This window comes from Rhizorhabdus sp. P4_G6, assembly GCF_056401045.1.
Genome location: NZ_JBFUKC010000002.1, coordinates 32,504 through 54,524, shown reverse-complemented (window position 1 = coordinate 54,524; position 22,021 = coordinate 32,504). Strand labels below are relative to the sequence as shown.

The following is a 22,021-nucleotide window of genomic DNA, read 5'->3' as shown; positions in this document are numbered from 1 at the left end:
TCTTCGAATCAATTGCCGGACGCGCCGCCCTGTGCGGACGCGCCCATAACTACAAATTTGCGATTATGCCAGCTTTGCCTTGACCTCTTCGGCCACGTTCGCTGGCACTTCTTCATAATGCGAGAACTGCATCGTGTACTGGGCCCGGCCCTGGGTGAACGAGCGGAGCTGGTTCACATAGCCGAACATGTTCGCCAGCGGCACCTGAGCCTCGACAACCTGCGCGTTGCCGCGGGTGTCGGTGCCCTGGATCTGGCCGCGACGGCTGTTCATGTCGCCGATGACGTCGCCGAGATAATCCTCGGGGGTGACGACTTCGACCTTCATGATCGGCTCGAGCAGCTTGATGCCCGATTTCTGGGCCGCTTCGCGCATCGCGCCACGGCCGGTGATTTCGAACGCCAGCGCCGACGAATCGACGTCGTGGTACGCGCCGTCATAGAGCGTCGCGGTGAAATCGATGATCGGAAAGCCGATCAGCGAGCCCGAAGCGGCGATCTCGCGGATGCCCTTCTCGACCGACGGAATATATTCCTTCGGAATATTGCCGCCCTTCACCTCGTCCTTGAAGATGACGCCCTGACCGCGCTCGCCCGGCTCGACCGACATCTTGACGCGGCCGAACTGGCCCGAGCCACCCGACTGCTTCTTGTGGGTGTAGTCGACCTCGACCTTGCGGCCGATCGATTCACGATAAGCCACCTGCGGCGCGCCGATGTTCGCTTCGACCTTGAACTCGCGCTTCATGCGATCGACGAGGATTTCGAGGTGGAGCTCGCCCATCCCCTTGATGATCGTCTGGCCCGATTCGGCGTCCGACGAAACGCGGAACGACGGATCTTCGCGCGCCAGGCGATTGAGGGCGATGCCCATCTTCTCCTGGTCGGCCTTGGTCTTCGGCTCCACCGACAGCTCGATCACGGGGTCCGGGAACTCCATGCGCTCGAGGATGATCGGTGCGTTCTGCGCGCAGAGCGTGTCACCGGTCGTGGTGTCCTTGAGACCCGCCAGGGCGACGATGTCGCCGGCATAGGCTTCCTGGATGTCCTCGCGGCTGTTGGCATGCATCAGCAGCATGCGCCCGACCTTTTCCTTCTTGTCCTTGACCGAGTTGAGCACGGTCGTGGCGGCGTCCATCTTGCCCGAATAGATGCGGGCAAAGGTGAGCGTGCCGACGAACGGATCGTTCATGATCTTGAAGGCGAGCGCCGACATCGGCGCGTCGTCGGTCGCCGGACGGCTGTCCGGCGTCTCGCCATCGAGCTTGAGGCCTTCGACGGGCGGAATGTCGAGCGGGCTCGGCAGATAGTCGACGACGCCGTCGAGCAGCGGCTGAACGCCCTTGTTCTTGAACGCCGAGCCGCACAGCACCGGCACGAACGAGAAGTTCAGCGTTCCCTTGCGGATCAGCTTCTTGAGCGTGGCGACGTCGGGCTCGGTGCCTTCGAGATAGGCTTCCATGACGTCGTCGTCCTGCTCGACCGCCATTTCGATCAGCTCGGACCGCGCCGTAGCAGCCGCATCGGCCAGCTCCGCCGGGATCTGCTGATATTCGAACTTGGCGCCAAGCGATTCCTCGAGCCAGATGATCGCGCGGTTTTCGACCAGGTCGACGAGGCCCTTGAAGCCGCCCTCGATGCCGATCGGGAGATAGAGCACGGCCGGACGGGCGCCGAGACGGTCCTTGATCATCTCCACGCAGCGTTCGAAGCTCGCGCCGGTGCGGTCAAGCTTGTTGACGAAGCACATCCGCGGCACCTTGTACTTCTCGGCCTGCCGCCACACCGTCTCCGACTGCGGCTCCACGCCGGCGACGCCGTCGAAGCACGCGACCGCGCCATCGAGGACGCGCAGCGAACGCTCGACTTCGATGGTGAAGTCGACGTGGCCTGGCGTGTCGATGATGTTGATGCGGTGATCGTCCCAGAAGCAGGTAGTCGCGGCCGACGTGATCGTGATGCCGCGCTCCTGCTCCTGCTCCATCCAGTCCATCGTGGCGGTGCCCTCATGGACCTCGCCGATCTTGTAGGACTTGCCGGTATAATAAAGGATACGCTCGGTGGTCGTCGTCTTGCCGGCATCGATGTGGGCCATGATGCCGATGTTGCGATATTTATCGAGCGGGTGGCTGCGGGCCATGATCTTAAAACTCCGATGTCGGGGAGGGCTTTGAAGGCCCAGCCCCGACGATATGGGAACCTACTGTTACACTTTCGAGGCCCGCCCCTCGCGGAGCAGGCCCGATAAGCAACGCTGTTACCAGCGGTAGTGCGAGAAGGCGCGGTTCGCTTCCGCCATGCGGTGCGTGTCTTCGCGCTTCTTGACCGCGTTGCCGCGGTTGTTCGCGGCATCCATCAGCTCGCCCGACAGGCGACCGGCCATGGTGTGCTCGGAACGGGCACGCGCGGCCGCGATCAGCCAACGGATGGCCAGGGCCTGCGAACGCTCCGGACGGACTTCGACCGGGACCTGGTAGGTCGCACCACCGACGCGGCGGCTGCGGACCTCGATACCGGGCTTCACATTGTTGAGTGCGTCATGGAACACGCCGAGCGGCTCGCGCTTCGCGCGGGTCTCGACGGTTTCAAGGGCGCCATAGACGATGCCTTCTGCGACGGACTTCTTGCCGTCGAGCATGACACTGTTCATGAATTTGGAGAGCACCTCATCACCGAACTTCGGATCGGGAAGGATGATGCGCTTTTCTGGGCGACGACGACGAGCCATTTCGATCTACCTCTTACTTAGGACGCTTGGCGCCGTACTTCGAACGGCTCTGCTTGCGGTCCTTGACACCCTGCGTATCGAGCACACCGCGCAGTACGTGATAGCGCACACCGGGAAGGTCGCGCACACGGCCGCCGCGGATCAGGACCACGGAATGCTCCTGAAGGTTGTGGCCTTCACCTGGGATGTAGCTGATCACCTCGCGGCTGTTGGTAAGGCGGACCTTTGCCACCTTGCGCAGCGCCGAGTTCGGCTTCTTCGGGGTCGTCGTGTAGACGCGCGTGCAAACGCCGCGCTTCTGCGGATTCTTGTCCATCGCAGGGACCTTGGACTTGGCCTTCTGCGGCTCGCGACCCTTGCGGATCAGCTGATTGATCGTTGGCATGAAGCCCTTCACCTCTAAGAGAGTTACTTTACCAATGCCCGACTTGCCTTTCCCGGCCCGAAAAATCAGGCCATACGGAAATGCACGAAAGCCCCGGCGGTCATTACGACCCCCCAGGCCCTCACACGCATCAGCAATGTTCAAGCTCCCAGCTGCGGCAAGCCACCCCTGGGAAGGGCGCGCCTATAGAGAAGGAGTCGGATTGGGTCAACCAGTCGAAGCCGGCCAAATCGTCGCCCGGCTGTCGACTATAGGGCGGACCCTGCCGTTCCGTCTCTGGTCTCCGCTTCGATCCAGGCAAGATAGTCGCTGGATCCCCCAACCACCGCCAGACCCATGAACTCGGGCAGTTCGTAGCTGTGCAAGGCCTTCACCCGCGCCTCGACGCGTGCGGCCAGCGCCGCACGCGTTTTGATGACAAGGACGTGCTCCTCGGCCCGCTCAATCGCGCCCTGCCAGCGATAGACGCTCATTGCCGGCAGAATCTGGACACAGGCGGCAAGCCGCTCGCCGACCAGCGCTGCCGAGATGCGATCGGCCTCGTCCCGTGATCCACAGCTGGTGGTCATCACCATGGCCCCCTCCATCACGCGCTCCTCTCCGACTTCGCCTGCGGCTTGATATAAATGGCGCGGATCGATGGCCACCGCGCCCGCAGCTCGGTTTCGACCTCGGCGACCATCGCCTCGATCCGGCCGGCCGGCACGCGATCTTCGAAATCGACCGACAGGCCCACGAAGATGTTTCGCGGCCCCAAATGGATGGTCACGATCTCGTTGACCCCGGTCACCTCCGGGCGCCGGTCGACCGCGGCGCGCACGGCCGCTTCCAGCGCGGGATCGGCCGGCTCTCCGATGAGCAGGCCCTTCGACTCCCGCGCCAGCGCCAGCGCGACGCCTGCCAGCGCGCACCCGATCACGACGGAGGCGACCCCATCCCAGCGTGGATCACCCATGATCAGACTCAGCGTGATACCGGCGCCTGCCACCAGCAGCCCGAACAAGGCCGCCGTGTCCTCGAACAGCACGATGAAGCTCGGCGGATCCTTCGAGCGCCGAATCGCCTGCCACCAGCCCAAATCGCCCCGCGCAGCGTCGAACTCCCGCATGGCGATGAACCAGCTGGTACCCTCGAGCAGGAGGGAAATGGCGAGAACCACATAATTTATCAGCGGCGATCGAATCGGGTCCGGTTCCGCGATGTGCTTGACGCCCTCATAGATCGACAGCCCGGCGCCCGTTGCGAAGATCAGGATCGCGACCACGAAACTCCAGAAATAGAGTTCGCGGCCATAGCCGAACGGATGCCTCGCATCGGGCGGTCGGGCGGATCGCTTCTGACCGTAGAGCAGCAGCAACTGGTTGAGGCTGTCGACCACCGAATGGAAGCCCTCGGTCAACATCGCCGAAGAGCCCGAGATCGATGCCGCCACGAACTTGGCCACCGCGATACCCAGATTGGCTGCGAGCGCCGCAAAGAGCGTCAGGCGACTATTGGGTTGTTCGGCCATGAGGCTCCTGACGTGGCTGCATCGATGCCGAAACGCGCCCGATATGGAAAATGTACCATCGCAGCTTTATTCGATTGCGAGGAGACTAAGAAGTTCCCGAGCAAAATCGTCTATATTTGCGCCCTGTCGATGGATCGGCAGCAACCCTCGGTCGTTTCTTCGTGGACTGGGAGGTTCACGATGTTGAGTTTCGGCGCATCCCTTCGCAACCGTCCAGCTCACGTCAGCAGCCCAGCGTTCACGCGACGGTTCGGGCGGCGCGGAAAGCTGCGCTACTGGCTCGCCGCGCTGCCGCTGGTCGCAGTCGCGGCTGCGACCTTCGAAGGCCCCGCGCCGGCGAAGATGTCCAGCGACGGCGGCGCCCGGCTGGCCGCTCCCCAACAGCAGGGCCGTTGGTCGATCGACGGTGCCAGGCAGTTGATCGAGATGATCGAAGACGCCGCCAAGGACGGACTGAACCCAGCCGACTATCACCCCGAGGCGCTCCGGGCGGCGATCACCTCGAACAGAACCGGCGCGCCGCTCGATGCCGCGGCCACCGCTTCGGCGCTCGGCCTGGCGCATGACTTCGCTTATGGCCGCATCGACGACAAGGCCGCCTTCGACTGGCACTTCGCACCACAGGCCGATGCGAGCCTGCTCGCGGCCGATCTCGAAAATGCCGTCGCGTCAGGGCAGGTCGCAAGCTGGCTGCGCACCCTGCTCCCTGACAACGAACAATATCGCGCATTGAAAGCCGCCTATGTAGCGACCAACCCGTCCGACGCAGCTGCCCGTGGCCAGCTGCGCGCCAATCTTGAGCGGTGGCGCTGGATGCCGCGGTCGCTCGGCGAGCGCTATATCTACGTGAACATCCCCAGCTACCGGCTGGAACTCATCGAGAATGGCGTCCGGCAGGCGACCTATAATGTCATTGTCGGCGCGCCAAGGACCCCTACACCGCAGCTCGCGCTGCAGGCCCAATCCGTGGTGGCCAATCCCAGCTGGATCCTGCCGCCCAGCGTGCTCAAGGAAGGTGGGTGGTACCGGAAAGGCTATAGCGTGTCGCGCCGCAGCGACGGCAGCCTGATGGTACGCCAGGCGCCCGGTCCGCGAAATGCGCTGGGCCGCATCAAGATCGACATGCCGAACCCAATGGCGATCTACCTGCACGATACGCCTCATAAGGCGGCGTTCGATCGCGCCGACCGAGCGCTCAGCCATGGCTGCATCAGGGTACAGAATATCGAGGAGCTGGCGGCGATGCTGAGCGGTGGCACCGATCTCGACGATGCCTTGGCGGAGCCTGCGAAGACCAGGGTGCTCCAGCTCCAGAAGAGCGTTCCGGTCTACCTCGTCTACTTCACCGCCCAGGCGGAGGCCGACGGCACGGTCAGCCTGCTCGCCGACCCTTATCGACGTGACCAGGCGTTGCTCGAGCGCATCGGCAAGCCGGGCGACAACCCGGTTCGAATGGCCGCTCGCTAACGCGCCGTCGATCTGCAAACCTTCTGCCAGCTCACGCTCCATACGGCGAACCGTGCCGGAAAAGCGGCCAGCCTGCATAAGCACAGGAACTAATGTGGCCTAGGCCAATGAAATAGTTAACCCGATCTGATAAGGTCCGACCCTTGTTAGCGTAAGAGCGGGTTGGGCAAATTGCAGAACATCATCGACACGCCGGTCAGCCGGCGCGGATTACTGGGTTCAGCTATTTTCGGTGGATTGGCGCTCGCAGTGACGGGCACTTCTGTGGCAGCACCGCTGCTGCCGGCGGCAAAGCTGCGGCCTGAAGTACGGGCGCGGGCACTTGCCGCGATGAGCCGCCACGTCGGCAGCATCAAGTGCCGCGACCTGATCGGCATCTGCGATTTCGATGATCCGTCATCGACACCGCGCTTTCACCTTCTCGACGTGGCATCGGGCAAGGTCGACAGCTTGCTCGTCGCACATGGTCGTGGGTCCGATCCAAGCCACACGGGCTGGCTGCAGAAATTCTCGAATGCGATGGGGTCCGCAGCCTCGTCGAGTGGCGCCTTCGTGACCGCCGAAGAATATTTCGGAAATCATGGCCGCTCGCGCCGGATCGATGGCCTCGATCCCACCAACAGCAACGCGCGCTCGCGCGCCGTCGTCATCCACGGCGCCTGGTATGCGGAGCGGGAAATGATCGCGCAGCATGGCAAGCTCGGCCGCTCCGAAGGCTGCTTCGCCTTTGGCGAGGGTGACTTGGCCAAGGTGATGGCGCGGCTCGGACCGGGCCGCCTCATCTACGCCGACAAGATCGACCGTGCCTAAAATGAGTCGAACCGCATGATCAAGCATGATCAAGCGGCTGTTGCGATTCCAGAAAATGCTTTAGATTCAATCCTATCTGGTCAATAAAAAGGGGACTGGATAGTGACTGGATCTGCTTTTTATCGATGGTTGGGCCACATGGCCCTTGCCGTCGCCGCGATCACCGCCCCCCTGCTCCCGGCACACGCCGCCAGCCCGCTTGGGGCGCCGCGCTTCGCAGCGGTGCTGATGGACGCCGACACGAGCGAAGTCCTGTTCTCCGAACAGGCCACCGCAATCCGCCATCCAGCCTCGATCACCAAGGTGATGACGCTCTATATCGTGTTCGATGCGCTCGACGCAGGGCGGCTCCGGCTCGATGACCGCGTTATGCTGTCGGCGCATGCGGTCAGCCAGCGCCCCTCCAAGCTCGGCCTGGGCATCGGTCAGTCGCTGTCGGTCGAGGAAGCGATCAACGTCGTGGCGGTGAAATCCGCCAACGACGTGGCTGTCGCGCTCGCCGAGAAGATCGGCGGCAGCGAAGCGAACTTCGCGCGGATGATGACGGCGAAGGCGCGCGACCTCGGCATGCGTCAGACGGTTTTCGCCAATGCCAGCGGCCTGCCCGACCCCGCCCATTTCACCTCGGCGCAGGATATCGCCATCCTGTCCGCATCGATGATCCGCAATCATCCCGATCGATATCGCTGCTTTTCGGAGCAGAGCTACAGCTATGGCCGGCTGCGGATGGCCAACCACAACAAGCTGCTCGGCACCGTCGCCGGTCTTGATGGGATCAAGACGGGCTTTACCAACGACAGCGGCTTCACCCTGACCGCCTCTGCGGTGCGCGGCGGCCGCCGGCTGATCGCGGTGGTGCTGGGCTCACCCTCGGGATGGCAGCGCGATCGCGACATCACCGCACTCCTCAACGCAGGATTCACCGCGCTCGATATTCGTCGCAGCGGCGGCACCGAAGATATCCCGGCGCTGCTCGCCAGCAGCGGCTTCGCCCTCAACCGCAGCCTCCGCTCAGCCCCGCGCATCGCCGCGATCGATATCGAGGAAGGCGACGGCGAATAGTCAAGTCCCTCCGCATAACGAGAGGGCGTCTCGTCGAAGGCCATGACTGAGATCCCGGCCGCGACGAGACAGATAAAGGATGGGGCAATGGATTGGACGGGCTGAGGGCCCGTCCTTTTTTGGTCCGGCTATTGCAGGATGAGCCGGCGGCTCGGAGCGGTATAGGAGGGCTCGCTCCGCGTGATAATCAGCCTGTCCAGCTTGATCGGCTTGCGCAACGCTTCTGCTGCCGAACGCGGCACATGGCGCAATTCGCACGCGACCAATCCATGCGCATGGGCTGCGATCATCAACGCGCCGGCGCCGAGCAACAGATTCTTCCCCAGGCCCAAGGCTGCCTCCCTGATGACGCCTCTATCCGCACACAGCATAGCAGCAGGTCGGCACGCCCCCACAGCATGATTCTGCCAATCGCCACAGGATGTCGACCAACAACATCCGTGGCGGCCGGCCTGTCGGACTACATGTGCAGCGTGCGGCCGAACGCCGCCAGCACGCTCTCGTGCATTGCCTCGCTGATCGTCGGGTGGGGGAATACCGTTCCCATCAGCTCGGCCTCGGTGGTCTCCAGAGTCTTGCCGATGGTGTAGCCCTGGATCATCTCGGTCACTTCGGCACCGACCATATGCGCGCCGAGCAGCTCGCCGGTCGCCTCGTCGAACACGGTCTTCACAAAGCCCTCAGGCTCGCCCATCGCTATCGCCTTGCCGTTGCCGATAAACGGAAACTTGCCCACCTTGACCTTATATCCGGCTTCCTTCGCCTTGGCTTCGGTGAGGCCCACGGAGGCGACTTGCGGCCTGCAATAGGTGCACCCCGGGATATTGCGCTTGTCCATCGCGTGCGGATGCTGGCCAGCGATGTGCTCGGCGGCAATGACCGCCTCATGCATCGCCTTGTGCGCCAGCCACGGGCCGTCGACGACATCGCCGATCGCATAGATGCCTTCCACGTTGGTCCGGCAAAACTCGTCTACCTTGATGTGGAAGCGCTTGTCCGGTTCCACGCCGACCGCTTCCAGCCCGATCTTCTCGACGTTGGGCACGATGCCGACGGCGACGATCACATGGCTGAATTCCTCGGAGGTGACCTTGCCGTCCTTGTCCTTGATCTCGGCTGTGACGCCCGCGGCCGTGGTCGCGATCTTCTGTACGCCGGCCGACGTGCGAATCTTCATGCCCTGCTTGGTGAGCGCCTTGGTCATGAAGGCGCTGACCTCCTCGTCCTCGACCGGCAGGATGCGGTCGAGCATCTCGACAACCGTCACATCGGTGCCGAGGTCGCTGTAGAAGCTCGCAAACTCCAGCCCGATCGCGCCCGATCCGATCACCAACAGTTTCGTCGGCATCTCGGATGGGGTCATCGCGTGGCGATAGGTCCATATCCGTTTCCCGTCGGCCTTGGCAAAGGGCAGGTCGCGAGCGCGGGCGCCGGTCGCGATGATGATGTTCTTCGCCTCCAGCTCGGTCTTTGCCCCATCGCGGGTCACGGTCAGCTTGCCTTTGGCGGTGATTTCGCCATCGCCCATGTGGACGGTGATCTTGTGCTTCTTCATCAGGCCGGTAACGCCCATGTTAAGCTGCTTGGCGACACCGCGCGAACGGCTCACCACCTTGGCAAGATCGAACGACGGCTTGCCCGCATCCAGCCCGAAATCGGCGGCGTGGAGCATGTGGTGGTAGATCTCGGACGAGCGCAGCAGCGCCTTGGTCGGGATACAGCCCCAATTGAGGCAGATGCCGCCAAGCAGCTCGCGTTCGACGATAGCGGTCTTGAGACCCAGCTGGGCTGCACGGATGGCTGCAACATAGCCGCCCGGTCCCGAGCCGAGAACGATAAGATCGTAGGTTTCCGCCACCTGACTGCTCCTCACTTAAGGCTGTGCAACGACGGCACGTGGCCGCCCATCATCATCGATCGCGACGAACGTCATCGTCGCATGGGTAACCTTCTCGCTCTCAAGGCCCGCCCGCGCGCGCCGCCAGGCCGTCACGTCGATCTTCATCGATGTCCGCCCGACCGACATCAGCTCGGCATAAACCGACACGACGTCGCCGATCTGGACAGGCCGATGGAAGGTCATGCCGTCCATCGCCACGGTCGCGGTGCGCCCCCGGCTATGGGTCGACGCGACCGTACCGGCCGCGAGATCCATCATACTTACCAGCCAGCCGCCGAAGATATCCCCATTCGCATTGGTATCGGCTGGCATCGCCACCACCCGGATCGCCGGCTCTCCACTGGACGGCAATGCCTCGCCGGGGTCGGCCATCAGGCAAGCATGCTCAGGGGATTTTCGACCAATCGCTTGAACGCCGCCATCAGCTGTGCGCCGACCGCGCCATCGATGGCGCGGTGATCGAAGCTGCCGGTCGCCGTCATGATCGTTGCAGTCGAAAGCACATCGTCGACGATGTAAGGCCGCTTCTCGCCCGATCCCACCGCCATGATCATCGCCTGTGGCGGGTTGATCACCGCGGTGAAGTGTTTGATGCCGAACATGCCCATGTTCGAGATCGAGGCGGTGCCGCCTTGATATTCATCGGGCAGGAGCTTGCCCTCCTTCGCGCGCTGGGCAAGATCCTTGGCTTCGGTCGCGATCGCGGCAATGCCCTTGGTGTCGGCGCCCTTGACGATCGGCGTGATCAGCCCGCCGGGGATGGCCACGGCGATGGAGATATCCGCGCGCTTGTACTTCACCAGCATGTCTCCCGCAAAAGAGACATTGCAGTCCGGTACTTCCATCAATGCGATCGCCAGCGCCTTGATCAGCAGATCGTTGACCGACAATTTGACGCCGCGGGTCTCAAGCGACTTGTTCAGATCGCTCCGCAGCTTGAGCAAAGCGTCGAGGCGGATATCTACGGTCAGGTAGATATGCGGGCTCTGCTGCATCGATTCGGTCAGCCGCCGCGCGATGACCTTGCGCATGCCCGAAAGCTTGACGACTTCCTGCGGGATTTCGCTGGAAATGGCGCTGGCCGCGGGCGCGGGCTTGGCTGCAGCTGCGGGAGCCGCGGCAGCGACAGCAGCGCCTGCAGGCTTTGCGACACCCTGGGGCGCACCGTCGAGGTCGAGCTTCACGATCCGCCCGTTGGGGCCGGAGCCGGTGATTACGGTTAGATCGATGCCTTGCGCTGCCGCCAGCCGCTTCGCGAGCGGGCTGGCCTTCACCCGCTCATTCGATCCAGCCGGCGTGGCAGCGAGCTTGGGAGAAGGCGCAGGGGCCTTCGCTTCGCCGGAAGACGGCGGTGTCGGCTGAGCCGCGGCAGCAGGCTTCGTGTCTTCCTGGGGCTTTTTCGGTGCGGCCGCAGGCGTCGTCGCGGCGTCCTCATCTTCGCCCTGGATCAGCGCGATCACCGCGCCGACCTTCACGCCCTCGGTCCCTTCAGCGACAACGAGCTTCGCAATTGTCCCCTCGTCGACCGCCTCGAATTCCATCGTCGCCTTGTCGGTTTCGATTTCAGCGAGCAGATCGCCCGACTTGACGACGTCACCCTCCTTCACAAGCCATTTGGCCAGGTTGCCCTCCTCCATGGTCGGCGAGAGCGCGGGCATCTTCAACTCAATTGGCATATTATATGTCCCCTGAGGGCGGAAATGGGGTCGATGCGGGTTTCTCTTTCCCGCTCAATGTGACGAGGTCAAGGGCTAGGATGGGGCGCTTGCGCAAAATGCTCAAACGGCGCACCGTTCAATCGATAGACGGGGAGCGGAACGGGCGTGCGTACCTACTTGGTGGTCATCGACGACAACGACGCGTCGCGCGTGGCGCTGCGCTTTGCCGCGCGCCGTGCCACCAAGACTGGCGGCGCGGTCGAGATCCTGGCGCTGGTGGCCCAACAGGAGTTCGTCCAGTGGGGGGCCGTGCAGGCGGCGATGGAGGAGGAGGCCCGGCTCCGCGCCGAAGCCATGGTAGCGCAGGCTGCGAGCGCCCTGATCGAGGAGACCGGCATCATGCCGTCGATCACCGTCCGGCAGGGCGATCCCGTTATGGCGGTCCGCGAGATTCTCGCCGAGCAGCCGCATGTCGCGGCGCTGGTGCTCGGTGCCCCCGCCGGCGGGCCGCCGAGCAAGCTGATCGGCCATTTCGCCGGCGCCGAGGCCGGGCAGATGCCCTGCCCGCTGATGATCGTGCCGGGCTCGCTGAGCGAGGAAGCGCTCGACCGGATGAGCTGAACCGCGTTGCCGCTTGGACCTCTCCGTCAGCCGGCAATCCGCGGGCCGAGCACGGCTACCAGCTCCGCACAACCGGTCACATCCGCCGCATCGAACCGCCCCGCCACCGGACTGTCGAGATCGAGCACGCCGATGAGCCGCCCCTCGTGCACGATCGGCATCACCAGCTCGGACGCGGAGGCTGCGTCGCACGCGATATGGCCGGGAAAGGCATGCACGTCGGCTATGCATTGCGGCTCGCGCGTCGCCGCAGCGGTCCCGCACACGCCCTGGCCGAACGCTATCCGGATGCACGCCGTCTTCCCCTGGAACGGGCCGAGCACGAGCTCATCATCGATCGCGCGATAAAAGCCTGCCCAGTTCAGGTCGGGAAGATATTCCCAGATCAGAGCGGCCGCATTGGCCATATTGGCGATCGCGTCGGGCTCATCCGCCGTCAGGGCCGCCAGCGCCGCCGCCATGTCCGCATAAAGCTCCGCCTTGCCGCCATGCTGGTCGATATCGAACTCGTACATCATTCCGGTCTGGCCTCGCTTTGCTTGCGCTTCAACCCGCTTGCGATATCGTCTCGCCAATAGTGCGGGGGAGCTTGCCATGACGATGTCCTTTTTTCGACTGATCTGGCTGTTGCCGATCATGTTCGCCGCCCATGTCGCGGAAGAATATCTCACCGGCTATCCAGCCTGGGCGACCGAGGTCACGGGCCAGCCCATGGAGCTGCCGACCTTCCTCGCCAGCAATGCCGCCTTCATCGTCATCATGCTGCTGCTGACGCGCTGGGCCGCTAGATCGAAATCGCCGGCCGCGATCTTCTGGCTGCTGGCCTGGGCGGCCGGCAACCTGTTCTGGAACTTCGTCTATCACCTCATGAGCGTTGTCGCCTATGACAGCAGCTCGCCTGGAATCATGACGGCGACGCTGATCTACCTTCCGCTCTCGCTGGCGACATGGCGCGCCGCGCTCGACGAAAAGCTGATCCGGCCGGCCGCGCTGCTCGGGGCGATCGCAATCGGCGGCGCCTTCATGGGCGCCGTCACGGCCTTCGGCATCTATCATCTCGGCGGGGTGTGATCCGCTTCAGTCTATCGCGGGTTTTCCGCGCCCGGCCTTCACCCCGGACCGCTTGGACTTGCCCTCGAGCCGCTTCACCTTCGACGAGAAGCTTGCCTTGGTCGGCTTGCGCCGCTTCGGCACGATCGTCGCCTGGCGAATGAGATCGAGGAGCCGCTCCAGCGCCGCCTCGCGGTTGCGCGGCTGGTCGCGATATTCCTGGGCCTGGATGACGATCACGCCGTCAAGCGTCAGACGGGAGCCCGCGAGCTTCTGCAGGCGGGCCGATACCGCGTCGGGCAGCGAGGGCGAGCGCCGGGCATCGAAACGCAGCTCGACGGCACTCGAAACCTTGTTGACGTTCTGCCCGCCCGGCCCACTCGCCCGGATGAAGCGCTCCTCGATCTCGTCGGCATCTATCGAGATGTGATCGGTCACGGCGATGCGCGGCATGGCGGTCAGGCCGGGTCGGCGAAACCCAGCGCGGCGAAGCGCTCGGGCAAGGGCGCCCGGGCGGCGATCGGCGGCTTGCCGTCGCGCGGCACGCTGATCGCGAGCGCGTGGAGCAGGGTTACGCCGCCGCCCCGGCCATAAACCGGATCGCCGAGAATCGGCACGCCGATGCCGGTCGCGGCATGCACGCGGATCTGGTGCGTGCGGCCCGTTGTCGGTTTGAACTCGACCAGCGCCTTGCCGCCGGACGTGGCGACCAGCCGCCAGGCGGTGCTGGCAGGCTTGCCCCTGGGGTCGCCGACCATCCGCCAGCCGCTCTCGCGGGTCGAAACTTTCGCGAGGGGAAGGTCGATCATCCCCTCGGTGGCCGTCGGCACACCGTCGAGGATCGCAAGGTAGGTCTTCTGCACCAGCCCCTCCTCAAAGGCGAGTGCGAACCGTTTGTGGGCCTTGGGATTGCGCGCGAGCAACAGGCAGCCGGAGGTATCGCGGTCGAGCCGATGGACCGCGCTGGGCCAGCGCTTGAAACCGAAGCTGAGCGACTGGAGATGGTTCTCGATGCTGATGCTGCCGTCGCGCGGCGCATCGACCGGCAAGCCGGATGGCTTGTCGATCACGATAGCTTCGCCATCGATGAAGAGGATATGTTCGTCCAGCATCGCGCGCTCATGCACGTCTGCGGCCGTCACCGCAATCGAATGCGGATGGCGGCCCCGCTTGCCTTTCGCGCCGGTTGCCTCTATGCGCGCCCATCCCGTCTGGTCATCCCTGGAGGCAGACGGGTCTTGGAAACTCAAATGCGAACTGGAGACATGTTATGAGCGAAGTGCTCGACCTGTCGGCCGAGGCGCGCGATCGGGCAGGCAAGGGAGCCTCCCGAGCCATGCGTCGTGAAGGCCGCGTCCCCGCCGTTATCTACGGCAACAAGCAGGAGCCGACTGCGATCCACCTCGAAGAGAAGGTGCTGATGAAGATGCTCCACACCGGGCATTTCTTCAACAGCGTCGTCATGCTCGACGTGGCCGGCGAGAAGATCCGCACCCTGCCGAAGGACGTCCAGTTCCATCCCGTCACCGATCGCCCGCTCCATGCCGACTTCCTGCGGATCGGCGAGCATTCGAAGGTGACCGTCAACGTCCCCGTCCACTTCATCGACGAAGATCTGTCGCCGGGCATCAAGCGCGGCGGCGTGCTCAACATCGTCGTGCATGACCTTGGACTGTCGGTCGACGCGGCCGAGATCCCCGACGAGATCACTATCTCGCTGAAGGGCCTCGAAGTCGGCGACAATATCCACCTGTCGCAGATCACCCTGCCGAAGGGCGCCACCGCGGTCGATCACACCGACATCACCCTCGCGACGATCGTCGCCCCGTCAGCTCTGAAGAGCTCCGAAGGTGGTGAAGACGCCGGCGAAGCTGGCGCCGAGGGCGCCGAGGGCTGATCTCCCTCCCTTCGACCGAACAGAGCCCCGCCCGCGCAAGCCGGCGGGGCTTTTTCTTTGTGGCAATCGTCATCTGGTATGGCGGGCCGTGAGCGGATAGGACACCGCCATGCAAATCTGGGTCGGTCTCGGCAATCCGGGCGCGCAATATGCGATGCATCGGCATAATGTGGGCTTCATGGCGGTCGACACGATTGCCGAGTTCCACGACTTCGACCCTTGGAAGAAGCAATTCCAAGGCTGGGCCGCGGCGGGCCGGATCGGTACGCAGCGCATCCTGCTGGTAAAGCCCGCGACCTTCATGAACGACAGCGGCCGATCGGTCGGCGAAGCGATGCGCTTCTTCAAGGCGGAGACCGGCGACGTCACCGTTTTCCACGACGAACTCGATCTCGCGCCGTTCAAGGTCAAGGTGAAGACCGGCGGGGGCACCGCGGGGCACAATGGCCTGCGTTCGACCGAGGCCCATATCGGAAATGCCTTTCGTCGCGTCAGGATCGGCATCGGCCATCCCGGGCATAAGGATCGCGTGACCGGCCATGTCCTGGGCAATTATATGAAGTCCGAACTCGATCCGCTCGCCGAGATGCTCGGCGTGATAGCCCGCGAAGCGCCATGGCTTGCCTCGGGAGAGGACGCCCGCTTCATGAGCGAGGTTGCCCTGAAGCTCGTCGGCGACTGAGCCATTTAACGATTGTGTTCACTATCTCGCTGTCGGATTATCCGCAGCATGTCGCTGACGCTCTGGTACCACCCCTTCTCGTCCTTCTGCATGAAGGCGCTCATCGCACTGTACGAATGCGGCGCAGCGTTCGATCCGGTCATCGTCGATCTGGGTGATGAACACTCCCGAGCCGCATTTTACGCGCAATGGCCGCTCGGCAAGTTCCCGGTCATGCGCGACGAGGCGAGCGGGGAACTGGTTCCCGAATCGACGATCATCATCGAATATCTCGCGCATCATTATCCGGCCGCCGGGCTGATCCCGGCCGAGCCTGCCGCCGCGCGCGGGGTACGGCTCTGGGACCGGCTGTTCGACGACCATGTCCATCATCACATGCAGAAAGTCGTCGCAGACCGGCTTCGCCCCACGGCCTCCCGCGATCCAAGCGGCGTTGCCGAAGCGCGCGCGCGGATTCGCCAGTCCTATGACCTGATCGAACGCCATATGGAGGGGCGTGAATGGGCGGCCGGCGACTTTTCCATGGCCGACTGTGCCGCCGCTCCTGCGCTGCACTATGCGTGGAAGGTCGAGCCTTGGGGCGACCGGCCTGCGCTGTCCGCCTATTTCAGCCGTCTTGCCAGCCGTCCGTCCTTCGCGCGCGTTCTCGCCGAGGCGGAACCCTACGCCGATTTCTTTCCGCAGGAATAGGCCTCGCCGCGTTCATAGCGCGGGGCGGCGCGAAAGTCCGTTTATCGGCGGTTCAGCTTGGGCGATTTAAATTTCTCGCCCTGATTCCAACAATGGAGGCAAAGCCATGCGTTTTGTTCGGACCGCCATCATTGCCATCGCCGCCACGGCGGCTCTCGCCGGAGCGGCCATCGCCGCGCGTGACGACAGCAAGATGATGCTGGTCGCCCTGCCCGACGGCTCCGTCGAGCATATTCGCTATGAAGGTGATGTCGCTCCGCAAGTGATGTTCGTGCGTGATCCCGTGCCTGACCCGATCTTCGTTGCGGCCTCAGGCCCCGGCTCCGCTTTCGCCGAGATGGAGCGCATCTCGGCGGCGATGGAAGCGCATGCCCAGGCTATGATGCGCCAGGTCGCGGCCATGCAGGCTCAGATGTCGGCGGCCGACGGCAGGGGCATCTTGATGACGAACGCAGCGGGCCGGCCGGTCGGCGTGATGCACTATAGCTATGTGTCGAGCACGACCACCGCCGACGGTTGCACCCAGACGGTCCAGTACAGCTCCGACGGATCGAGCAGCCAACCGAAGCTGATCCGGACCAGCGCGGGATCATGCGGCACCGCCAAGGCCGCGCCGGCGGTCACGCCGACCAGCGCGGCTCCGGCTGCCAAGCCTGCACCGAAGATCACCCCCGCAAGCGCGCCCAAGCCGCTGGCGCAGTTCACGCCGTCCAGAACCTGATCGCTCTCGATAGCACATCAACAAGGCTTCGAAGCATGCTTCGGGGCCTTGTTGATACCCAGGTCGCTTCCACTGGCCTTTGTCGTCGCCACCGGCTATCGCGCGCGCATTCGAACAGGGCTTGAGGCAATATGGGTTTTCGCTGTGGAATCGTCGGGCTGCCGAATGTCGGCAAGTCCACCCTCTTCAACGCGCTGACGGAGACGGCGGCCGCGCAGGCGGCCAATTATCCCTTCTGCACGATCGAGCCGAACATCGGCCAGGTGGCGGTGCCCGATCCGCGCCTGTACGAAATCGCTAAGATCGGCGGCTCGGCCAAGATCGTCGAGACCCAGCTTGCCTTCGTCGACATCGCCGGCCTGGTGCGCGGCGCGTCGAAGGGTGAAGGGCTTGGCAATCAGTTCCTCGCCAATATCCGCGAGGTCGACGCGATCGTCCACGTGCTTCGCTGCTTCGAGGATGGCGACGTCACCCATGTCGAGGGCAAGGTCGATCCGATCGCCGACGCCGAGACTGTCGAGACCGAGCTGATGCTGTCGGATCTCGAAAGTCTCGAGAAGCGGGTGCCCGCCTTCGTCAAGAAAGCGGCGCAGGGCGACAAGGAATCCAAGACTGCCGCCGCGGTGCTCGGCCAAGCGCTCGAACTGCTACGGGAAGGCAAGCCCGCCCGGCTCACCCAACCGAAGGATGACGACGAGGCGCGCATTTTCTCACAGGCGCAACTGTTGACCGCAAAACCGGTGCTTTACGTGTGCAACGTCGACGAAGGATCGGCTGCCGAAGGCAACGCGCTGTCGGCCCGCGTCTTCGAAAAGGCGAAAGCCGAGGGCGCCAAGGCGGTGATCGTCTCGGCCGCGATCGAGGCCGAGATCGTTACGCTGGATCCGGCCGACCGCGCCGAGTTCCTGTCCGATCTTGGCCTGTCGGAAACCGGGCTCACCCGCGTTATCCGCGCTGGCTATGAACTGCTCGACCTGATCACCTTCTTCACCGTCGGCCCCAAGGAAGCTCGCGCCTGGACTGTCGAGAAGGGCGCAAAAGCACCGAACGCCGCCGGCGTGATCCACAGCGATTTCGAGCGCGGCTTCATCCGCGCCGAGACGATGGGCTATAAGGACTATGTCGCGCTGGGCGGCGAGGCGGCGGCGCGCGAAGCCGGCAAGCTGCGCTCCGAAGGCAAGGAATATATCGTCCACGACGGCGACATCATGCTGTTCAGGTTCAATGTCTGATGCGCTATTTCGAGGATTATGATGAGGGGAGGATCGAGCGCTTCGGCGCTTATCCGGTCACGCGAGAGGAAGTGATCGAGTTCGCTTCCAAATATGACCCCCAACCCTTCCACCTCGACGATGCCGCCGCTGCGGCCAACCCGATCTTCGGCCGGCTCGCGGCGAGCGGCTGGCACAGCTGCGCCATGGTCATGCGAATATTGACCGACCACTGGACCGAGCAAGGCCATTTTTCGCTGGGTGGCGTCGGCGTCGACGAGTTGCGCTGGGTGAAGCCGGTTTATGCCGGTGATACCCTCAGCGTCGAAGCCGAGATATTGTCGAAGAGCGCACCGCGCTCGAAGCCCGAAATGGGCTTCGTGAACTTCCGCCTGACCGTCTTCAATCAGCATGACGAGGTCGTGATGACAATGAAGGTCACCAATATCCAGAAGCGCCGCGCGGCCGAGGGCTAGCCTGGCCGGAGGCCTCGTGCGGCCTCCGCTGCACCAACCGCTACCAGATGAGCGGCAGATACTCGACGCTGCCATTCACGCCCGTGCGTATCCTCGGCGGATCATCAGGATCGAGTCCGAACTCCGGGATGCGCGGCAGCCATTCCTCCAGCAGGATCTTGATCTCGATCCGGGCCAGCATCGATCCGGGACAGACGTGCGGCCCGGCTCCGAAGACGGTCTTGGTGTTCGACTTGCGCCGGAAGTCGACCTTCAGAGGCTCGGGATAATCCGCCGGGTCGACGGCTGCGAACGGCGTCGCCAGCATCACCTTGTCGCCCTTCCGCATGGGCGCTCCATGGAAATCGATGTCTTGCACCACGGTCCGGCCGGGATTGGTGAGCGCGAAACGGCGAAGGAACTCTTCGGTAGCCGACGCGACAATCGCCGGATCCTCCACGAGCTGGCGGCGATGATCCGGGTTCAGCGCGAGGAAATGCATGATGTGGCCCATCATCGACGCTACCGTATCGAGACCACCGATCAGCAGCAGCGCCGTCACGCCGACCGCCTCGTGCATGGCGATCGGCCGCCCTTCCACCTCGGCGGTAGCGATCTTGCTGATCAAGTCGTCGCCCGGATTCACGGCACGCGCGGCAACATGCCTGCCGGCATATTCGAAAAGCTTGGCCATCGCTTCATGCTTCGGCGAATCGACGGCGACCTGTGCGTTGGCAAGCGGCAGCAGAGTGAGACGATCGCTCTCCGGCAGGTCGACCATCTTCATGAAAATGCGGATCGGCAGGTGTTGGGCGAAGTCGGTGACGAACTCGCAGCGTCGCATCGGCTTCAGCTGCTCGACCAGCTCGATCGCCAGCGCGCGCGCTTCCTGTTCACGGGCCTTGAGAGCGGTTGCCATGAAGGCCGGCGAGAACAGCTTTCGAAAGATCTGCTGGCGCGGCGGATCCGCTTCGATCGGGACGAGCTTGGGCCGGGCAGGATCGACGGGGTCGACCGACGCTCCCTGCGCCGACGAGAAACGCGAGAAATCGGCGAACGCCTCGGCGAGGACCTGGCGATTCGCGATGATCCAGTGCCCGCCATTATACGGCGACCAGAACACCGGCGGCACGCCCCGGTCCTGCCACCGCGCGTAGGATTCGTGATAGCTGGCATCGCCGACCAGCGGTCGGTAGCCATCGAAGTCGAGCACGAGGCTCTCGGGCACATGGTTCGGGATCGGCGATCTGGTCGCAGGCTGGGGTGCGTTCATACTGGTCTCCTGCGGCATCGTCGCAGGGGCGATAATCTCTTACAACCGGAGCGGCAGATCATCGCAAATGAGATGGTTGCACCGCCGGGGGTGCTTATGCGGTGTCGGTGGAGTTATCCGGTGGCTCGAGCGTAGCCAGGCAGGCGGCGTACCTGCCGATGATGTGAGGATGGGTCTTGGACGAGATCGAACAATTGCTCCGGCTGGACGGCAAGGTAGCACTGGTGACCGGTGGGGGCCGGGGCATCGGCGCCGCCGCCAGCACGTTGTTCACCCGCGCAGGCGCCGGGGTCGCCGTCTGCGACATCGACCCGGACACCGCGGCTGACGTGGCAAGCCCCTTGCCGGGCGCACGGGCATATCAGGCGGATATCTCCGACGAGCAGGCCGTCGAACAGCTTTTTGCGCAGGCAGTGTCTGACTTCGGCCGGCTCGATATCCTCGTCCATGTGGCGGCGATCTTCCCAAAGCGCCCATTCCTGGAGATGACCGCTGCACAATGGGACCAGCTTCAGGCGGTGAATACGCGTGGTACGTTTCTCGTCATGCGGGAGGCGATTAAGGCGATGAAGCAGGGCGGGCGCGGAGGCGCGATCGTCAACGTCTCCTCCGTCAGCGGCGAACGGGCTGCGGTCACGCATAACAGCTCCTATGGCGCCTCCAAGGCGGCGGTGACCAACCTCACACGGTCGGTCGCGCTCGAGGTCGCCAGCGACGGGATCCGCGTAAACGCGGTGCTGCCCGGCGGCGTCGCGACGGAAGGGGCGAAGGAGGCCACCGACCTGATGAAGCAACAGGGGCTGCAGATTGGCGGACCGATGACGATCCCCGGGCGTCTCCCGCTCGGTCGAATGGCCGAGCCGCTCGAGATCGCCAATGCCTGCCTGTTCTTCGCCGCCCCGGCCTCTTCTTATATCACCGGGCAGGCGCTGGCCGTGGATGGCGGCTTCCTGATCAGCTGAACAGCCTCGGCGTCAGCGTCGCCAGACGCCGACGCGTCGCTACCGGCCAGGCTTCGCGCGCCGTTATAATGGCGCCGTCAAGCGCATGGTCGCAGCCTTCCCGGCAGGCTGTGCCGCCATCGGTGCGGCCCGCCACCGCGGCAACCAACGCCTGGGCACGCGTGACATTGGCGTTCATGATCGCGATCACCGTAGATACGTCGACATGATCGTCGGACCAGGCGTCATGATCGGTCACCATCGCCACGCTCGCATAGCAAAGCTCAGCCTCGCGGGCGAGCCGGGCTTCCGGCAGTCCGGTCATGCCAACCACGTCACAGCCCCAGCTTTTGTGGAGCAGTGATTCGGCGCGCGTGGAGAATTGCGGGCCTTCGATCACGAGCATCGTGCCCCCGATCCGATGCGCGCCACCGTCGGAAAGCAGCGCCGCTGCGACGGCATCGCCCAGCCTGGCGCAGGTCGGGCAGCCGAACCCCACATGCCCGACGATGCCGTCTCCGAAGAAGCTGCGCCCGCCGCGCACGGTGCGATCGACATATTGATCCACCATCACGAAGGTGCCCGGCGGAACATCTTCCCTGAACCCGCCGACCGCCGACACCGCCAGGATCTCTGTGCAGCCCGCCGCCTTGAGCGCCGCGATGTTCGCGCGATAGTTCACCTCGCCAGGCGCCATCCTATGGCCTCGTCCATGGCGCGGCAGGAAGGCGATCTCGCGCTCGCCGATCGTGCCGATGAGCAGCGCGTCCGATGGCTTTCCCCACGCGGTATCGACATCGATCCACTCGCCATCGGCGAGCGCCGGCATCCGATAGAGCCCGCTGCCGCCGATGAGGCCGAGCCGGTTGGTGGTCATTGCCGGCTATCTCCTGCCAGAATATGAGAAACGAAAAAGGCCGCCCGGCTTCGCCGGACGGCCCCTTTTCTCATCGAGCCGCAT

The 22,021-nt window shown here is 64.0% G+C and carries 26 protein-coding genes; 12 read left to right on the top strand and 14 right to left on the bottom strand.

The window, feature by feature from the left end; translation table 11 throughout:
- Positions 1-63 precede the first annotated feature (63 nt).
- The 5 genes from fusA to AC1DPF_RS02450 all read right to left on the bottom strand — a co-directional run bounded on the left by fusA (position 64) and on the right by AC1DPF_RS02450 (position 4,622).
- Complete coding sequence (gene fusA / locus AC1DPF_RS02470) at positions 64-2,139, bottom strand: elongation factor G (RefSeq protein ID WP_477872075.1); 2,076 nt, start codon at positions 2,137-2,139, stop codon at positions 64-66.
- A gap of 117 nt (positions 2,140-2,256) precedes the next feature.
- Positions 2,257-2,727, bottom strand: coding sequence for a 30S ribosomal protein S7 (rpsG, locus tag AC1DPF_RS02465; protein WP_477872077.1), 471 nt, complete (start codon positions 2,725-2,727; stop codon positions 2,257-2,259).
- A gap of 13 nt (positions 2,728-2,740) precedes the next feature.
- Positions 2,741-3,112 carry a 30S ribosomal protein S12 gene (gene rpsL, locus AC1DPF_RS02460; protein WP_340317024.1) on the bottom strand — a complete coding sequence of 124 codons (372 nt, stop codon included), beginning with the start codon at positions 3,110-3,112 and terminating at the stop codon, positions 2,741-2,743.
- 248 nt (positions 3,113-3,360) lie between these two features.
- Positions 3,361-3,699 carry a divalent-cation tolerance protein CutA gene (cutA, locus tag AC1DPF_RS02455; protein ID WP_477959558.1) on the bottom strand — a complete coding sequence of 113 codons (339 nt, stop codon included), beginning with the start codon at positions 3,697-3,699 and terminating at the stop codon, positions 3,361-3,363.
- Complete coding sequence (locus AC1DPF_RS02450) at positions 3,699-4,622, bottom strand: cation diffusion facilitator family transporter (RefSeq protein WP_477959557.1); 924 nt, start codon at positions 4,620-4,622, stop codon at positions 3,699-3,701. Before AC1DPF_RS02450 ends, cutA begins: the two co-directional genes overlap by 1 nt.
- 180 nt (positions 4,623-4,802) lie before the next feature.
- Here AC1DPF_RS02450 and AC1DPF_RS02445 point away from each other — a divergent pair, with 180 nt between their 5' ends.
- The 3 genes from AC1DPF_RS02445 (at position 4,803) to AC1DPF_RS02435 (ending at position 7,961) form a co-directional block, all read left to right on the top strand.
- A complete protein-coding gene (locus AC1DPF_RS02445) occupies positions 4,803-6,089 on the top strand; it encodes a L,D-transpeptidase family protein (RefSeq protein ID WP_477959555.1) in 1,287 nt (428 codons plus the stop codon).
- Positions 6,090-6,260: 171 nt separating this feature from the next.
- Positions 6,261-6,899 carry a murein L,D-transpeptidase catalytic domain family protein gene (locus AC1DPF_RS02440; protein WP_477872140.1) on the top strand — a complete coding sequence of 213 codons (639 nt, stop codon included), beginning with the start codon at positions 6,261-6,263 and terminating at the stop codon, positions 6,897-6,899.
- Positions 6,900-7,037: 138 nt separating this feature from the next.
- Complete coding sequence (locus tag AC1DPF_RS02435; RefSeq protein WP_477959553.1) at positions 7,038-7,961, top strand: D-alanyl-D-alanine carboxypeptidase family protein; 924 nt, start codon at positions 7,038-7,040, stop codon at positions 7,959-7,961.
- Positions 7,962-8,089: 128 nt separating this feature from the next.
- Here the strand turns inward: AC1DPF_RS02435 and AC1DPF_RS02430 are convergent, their stop codons facing one another.
- From AC1DPF_RS02430 to AC1DPF_RS02415, 4 genes are all read right to left on the bottom strand, one after another.
- Complete coding sequence (locus tag AC1DPF_RS02430) at positions 8,090-8,293, bottom strand: hypothetical protein (protein WP_477959551.1); 204 nt, start codon at positions 8,291-8,293, stop codon at positions 8,090-8,092.
- Positions 8,294-8,421: 128 nt separating this feature from the next.
- Complete coding sequence (gene lpdA / locus AC1DPF_RS02425; RefSeq protein WP_477959549.1) at positions 8,422-9,819, bottom strand: dihydrolipoyl dehydrogenase; 1,398 nt, start codon at positions 9,817-9,819, stop codon at positions 8,422-8,424.
- A gap of 15 nt (positions 9,820-9,834) precedes the next feature.
- Entirely contained in the window at positions 9,835-10,233 is a 399-nt protein-coding gene (locus tag AC1DPF_RS02420; protein WP_477872090.1) for an acyl-CoA thioesterase, read from the bottom strand.
- On the bottom strand, positions 10,233-11,537 hold the full coding sequence (locus tag AC1DPF_RS02415; protein WP_477872092.1) for a pyruvate dehydrogenase complex dihydrolipoamide acetyltransferase: 1,305 nt from the start codon (positions 11,535-11,537) through the stop codon (positions 10,233-10,235). Before AC1DPF_RS02415 ends, AC1DPF_RS02420 begins: the two co-directional genes overlap by 1 nt.
- 147 nt (positions 11,538-11,684) lie before the next feature.
- On the opposite strand from AC1DPF_RS02415, the gene AC1DPF_RS02410 reads away from it, so the two are divergent.
- Complete coding sequence (locus AC1DPF_RS02410) at positions 11,685-12,140, top strand: universal stress protein (RefSeq protein ID WP_477872094.1); 456 nt, start codon at positions 11,685-11,687, stop codon at positions 12,138-12,140.
- 26 nt (positions 12,141-12,166) lie between these two features.
- Here AC1DPF_RS02410 and AC1DPF_RS02405 read toward each other — a convergent pair whose 3' ends face one another.
- The gene (locus AC1DPF_RS02405) at positions 12,167-12,655 is read right to left on the bottom strand and encodes a GAF domain-containing protein (protein ID WP_477872142.1); all 489 of its coding nucleotides are present in this window, start codon (positions 12,653-12,655) and stop codon (positions 12,167-12,169) included.
- A 79-nt stretch (positions 12,656-12,734) separates the two neighbouring features.
- On the opposite strand from AC1DPF_RS02405, the gene AC1DPF_RS02400 reads away from it, so the two are divergent.
- Positions 12,735-13,211, top strand: coding sequence for an HXXEE domain-containing protein (locus AC1DPF_RS02400; protein ID WP_477959547.1), 477 nt, complete (start codon positions 12,735-12,737; stop codon positions 13,209-13,211).
- A gap of 6 nt (positions 13,212-13,217) precedes the next feature.
- Here the strand turns inward: AC1DPF_RS02400 and arfB are convergent, their stop codons facing one another.
- Both arfB and AC1DPF_RS02390 read right to left on the bottom strand, forming a co-directional pair.
- The gene (arfB, locus tag AC1DPF_RS02395) at positions 13,218-13,643 is read right to left on the bottom strand and encodes an alternative ribosome rescue aminoacyl-tRNA hydrolase ArfB (protein WP_477872098.1); all 426 of its coding nucleotides are present in this window, start codon (positions 13,641-13,643) and stop codon (positions 13,218-13,220) included.
- 5 nt (positions 13,644-13,648) lie between these two features.
- On the bottom strand, positions 13,649-14,302 hold the full coding sequence (locus AC1DPF_RS02390) for an RluA family pseudouridine synthase (RefSeq protein ID WP_477959545.1): 654 nt from the start codon (positions 14,300-14,302) through the stop codon (positions 13,649-13,651).
- A 158-nt stretch (positions 14,303-14,460) separates the two neighbouring features.
- On the opposite strand from AC1DPF_RS02390, the gene AC1DPF_RS02385 reads away from it, so the two are divergent.
- The 6 genes from AC1DPF_RS02385 (at position 14,461) to AC1DPF_RS02360 (ending at position 18,867) form a co-directional block, all read left to right on the top strand.
- Positions 14,461-15,087, top strand: coding sequence for a 50S ribosomal protein L25/general stress protein Ctc (locus AC1DPF_RS02385; RefSeq protein ID WP_477872102.1), 627 nt, complete (start codon positions 14,461-14,463; stop codon positions 15,085-15,087).
- A gap of 109 nt (positions 15,088-15,196) precedes the next feature.
- Positions 15,197-15,769: an aminoacyl-tRNA hydrolase gene (gene pth / locus AC1DPF_RS02380; RefSeq protein ID WP_477959543.1), complete on the top strand. Its 573-nt coding sequence runs from the start codon at positions 15,197-15,199 to the stop codon at positions 15,767-15,769.
- 48 nt (positions 15,770-15,817) lie between these two features.
- Complete coding sequence (locus tag AC1DPF_RS02375) at positions 15,818-16,459, top strand: glutathione S-transferase family protein (RefSeq protein ID WP_477872106.1); 642 nt, start codon at positions 15,818-15,820, stop codon at positions 16,457-16,459.
- 106 nt (positions 16,460-16,565) lie between these two features.
- Complete coding sequence (locus AC1DPF_RS02370) at positions 16,566-17,180, top strand: hypothetical protein (protein WP_477959541.1); 615 nt, start codon at positions 16,566-16,568, stop codon at positions 17,178-17,180.
- Positions 17,181-17,311: 131 nt separating this feature from the next.
- Positions 17,312-18,412 (top strand): redox-regulated ATPase YchF, encoded by a 1,101-nt coding sequence (ychF, locus tag AC1DPF_RS02365; RefSeq protein ID WP_477872110.1) that lies wholly within the window; start codon positions 17,312-17,314, stop codon positions 18,410-18,412.
- Entirely contained in the window at positions 18,412-18,867 is a 456-nt protein-coding gene (locus AC1DPF_RS02360; protein WP_477872112.1) for a MaoC family dehydratase, read from the top strand. Before ychF ends, AC1DPF_RS02360 begins: the two co-directional genes overlap by 1 nt.
- A gap of 40 nt (positions 18,868-18,907) precedes the next feature.
- On the opposite strand, the gene AC1DPF_RS02355 is transcribed toward AC1DPF_RS02360, so the two are convergent.
- Positions 18,908-20,119: a cytochrome P450 gene (locus tag AC1DPF_RS02355; protein ID WP_477959539.1), complete on the bottom strand. Its 1,212-nt coding sequence runs from the start codon at positions 20,117-20,119 to the stop codon at positions 18,908-18,910.
- A 176-nt stretch (positions 20,120-20,295) separates the two neighbouring features.
- On the opposite strand from AC1DPF_RS02355, the gene AC1DPF_RS02350 reads away from it, so the two are divergent.
- Positions 20,296-21,081, top strand: a complete 786-nt coding sequence (locus AC1DPF_RS02350; protein WP_477872115.1) for an SDR family NAD(P)-dependent oxidoreductase — start codon at positions 20,296-20,298, stop codon at positions 21,079-21,081.
- Here AC1DPF_RS02350 and AC1DPF_RS02345 read toward each other — a convergent pair.
- Entirely contained in the window at positions 21,074-21,937 is an 864-nt protein-coding gene (locus AC1DPF_RS02345) for a phosphorylase family protein (protein ID WP_477872117.1), read from the bottom strand. The genes AC1DPF_RS02350 and AC1DPF_RS02345 overlap by 8 nt on opposite strands.
- Positions 21,938-22,021 lie beyond the last annotated feature (84 nt).

What these genes read in the sequence shown, in the direction of transcription:
- AC1DPF_RS02405 (WP_477872142.1), bottom strand. Translation starts at nt 12,655, where the DNA reads ATGTACGAGTTCGATATCGACCAGCATGGCGGCAAGGCGGAGCTTTAT.
- AC1DPF_RS02420 (WP_477872090.1), bottom strand. Translation starts at nt 10,233, where the DNA reads ATGGCCGACCCCGGCGAGGCATTGCCGTCCAGTGGAGAGCCGGCGATC.
- AC1DPF_RS02445 (WP_477959555.1), top strand. Translation starts at nt 4,803, where the DNA reads ATGTTGAGTTTCGGCGCATCCCTTCGCAACCGTCCAGCTCACGTCAGC.
- cutA (WP_477959558.1), bottom strand. Translation starts at nt 3,699, where the DNA reads ATGGAGGGGGCCATGGTGATGACCACCAGCTGTGGATCACGGGACGAG.
- AC1DPF_RS02345 (WP_477872117.1), bottom strand. Translation starts at nt 21,937, where the DNA reads ATGACCACCAACCGGCTCGGCCTCATCGGCGGCAGCGGGCTCTATCGG.
- AC1DPF_RS02390 (WP_477959545.1), bottom strand. Translation starts at nt 14,302, where the DNA reads ATGCTGGACGAACATATCCTCTTCATCGATGGCGAAGCTATCGTGATC.
- ychF (WP_477872110.1), top strand. Translation starts at nt 17,312, where the DNA reads ATGGGTTTTCGCTGTGGAATCGTCGGGCTGCCGAATGTCGGCAAGTCC.
- AC1DPF_RS02385 (WP_477872102.1), top strand. Translation starts at nt 14,461, where the DNA reads ATGAGCGAAGTGCTCGACCTGTCGGCCGAGGCGCGCGATCGGGCAGGC.
- AC1DPF_RS02370 (WP_477959541.1), top strand. Translation starts at nt 16,566, where the DNA reads ATGCGTTTTGTTCGGACCGCCATCATTGCCATCGCCGCCACGGCGGCT.
- rpsL (WP_340317024.1), bottom strand. Translation starts at nt 3,112, where the DNA reads ATGCCAACGATCAATCAGCTGATCCGCAAGGGTCGCGAGCCGCAGAAG.
- rpsG (WP_477872077.1), bottom strand. Translation starts at nt 2,727, where the DNA reads ATGGCTCGTCGTCGTCGCCCAGAAAAGCGCATCATCCTTCCCGATCCG.
- AC1DPF_RS02435 (WP_477959553.1), top strand. Translation starts at nt 7,038, where the DNA reads ATGGCCCTTGCCGTCGCCGCGATCACCGCCCCCCTGCTCCCGGCACAC.
- AC1DPF_RS02400 (WP_477959547.1), top strand. Translation starts at nt 12,735, where the DNA reads ATGACGATGTCCTTTTTTCGACTGATCTGGCTGTTGCCGATCATGTTC.
- AC1DPF_RS02360 (WP_477872112.1), top strand. Translation starts at nt 18,412, where the DNA reads ATGCGCTATTTCGAGGATTATGATGAGGGGAGGATCGAGCGCTTCGGC.
- pth (WP_477959543.1), top strand. Translation starts at nt 15,197, where the DNA reads ATGCAAATCTGGGTCGGTCTCGGCAATCCGGGCGCGCAATATGCGATG.
- AC1DPF_RS02450 (WP_477959557.1), bottom strand. Translation starts at nt 4,622, where the DNA reads ATGGCCGAACAACCCAATAGTCGCCTGACGCTCTTTGCGGCGCTCGCA.
- AC1DPF_RS02415 (WP_477872092.1), bottom strand. Translation starts at nt 11,537, where the DNA reads ATGCCAATTGAGTTGAAGATGCCCGCGCTCTCGCCGACCATGGAGGAG.
- fusA (WP_477872075.1), bottom strand. Translation starts at nt 2,139, where the DNA reads ATGGCCCGCAGCCACCCGCTCGATAAATATCGCAACATCGGCATCATG.
- arfB (WP_477872098.1), bottom strand. Translation starts at nt 13,643, where the DNA reads ATGCCGCGCATCGCCGTGACCGATCACATCTCGATAGATGCCGACGAG.
- AC1DPF_RS02355 (WP_477959539.1), bottom strand. Translation starts at nt 20,119, where the DNA reads ATGAACGCACCCCAGCCTGCGACCAGATCGCCGATCCCGAACCATGTG.
- AC1DPF_RS02375 (WP_477872106.1), top strand. Translation starts at nt 15,818, where the DNA reads ATGTCGCTGACGCTCTGGTACCACCCCTTCTCGTCCTTCTGCATGAAG.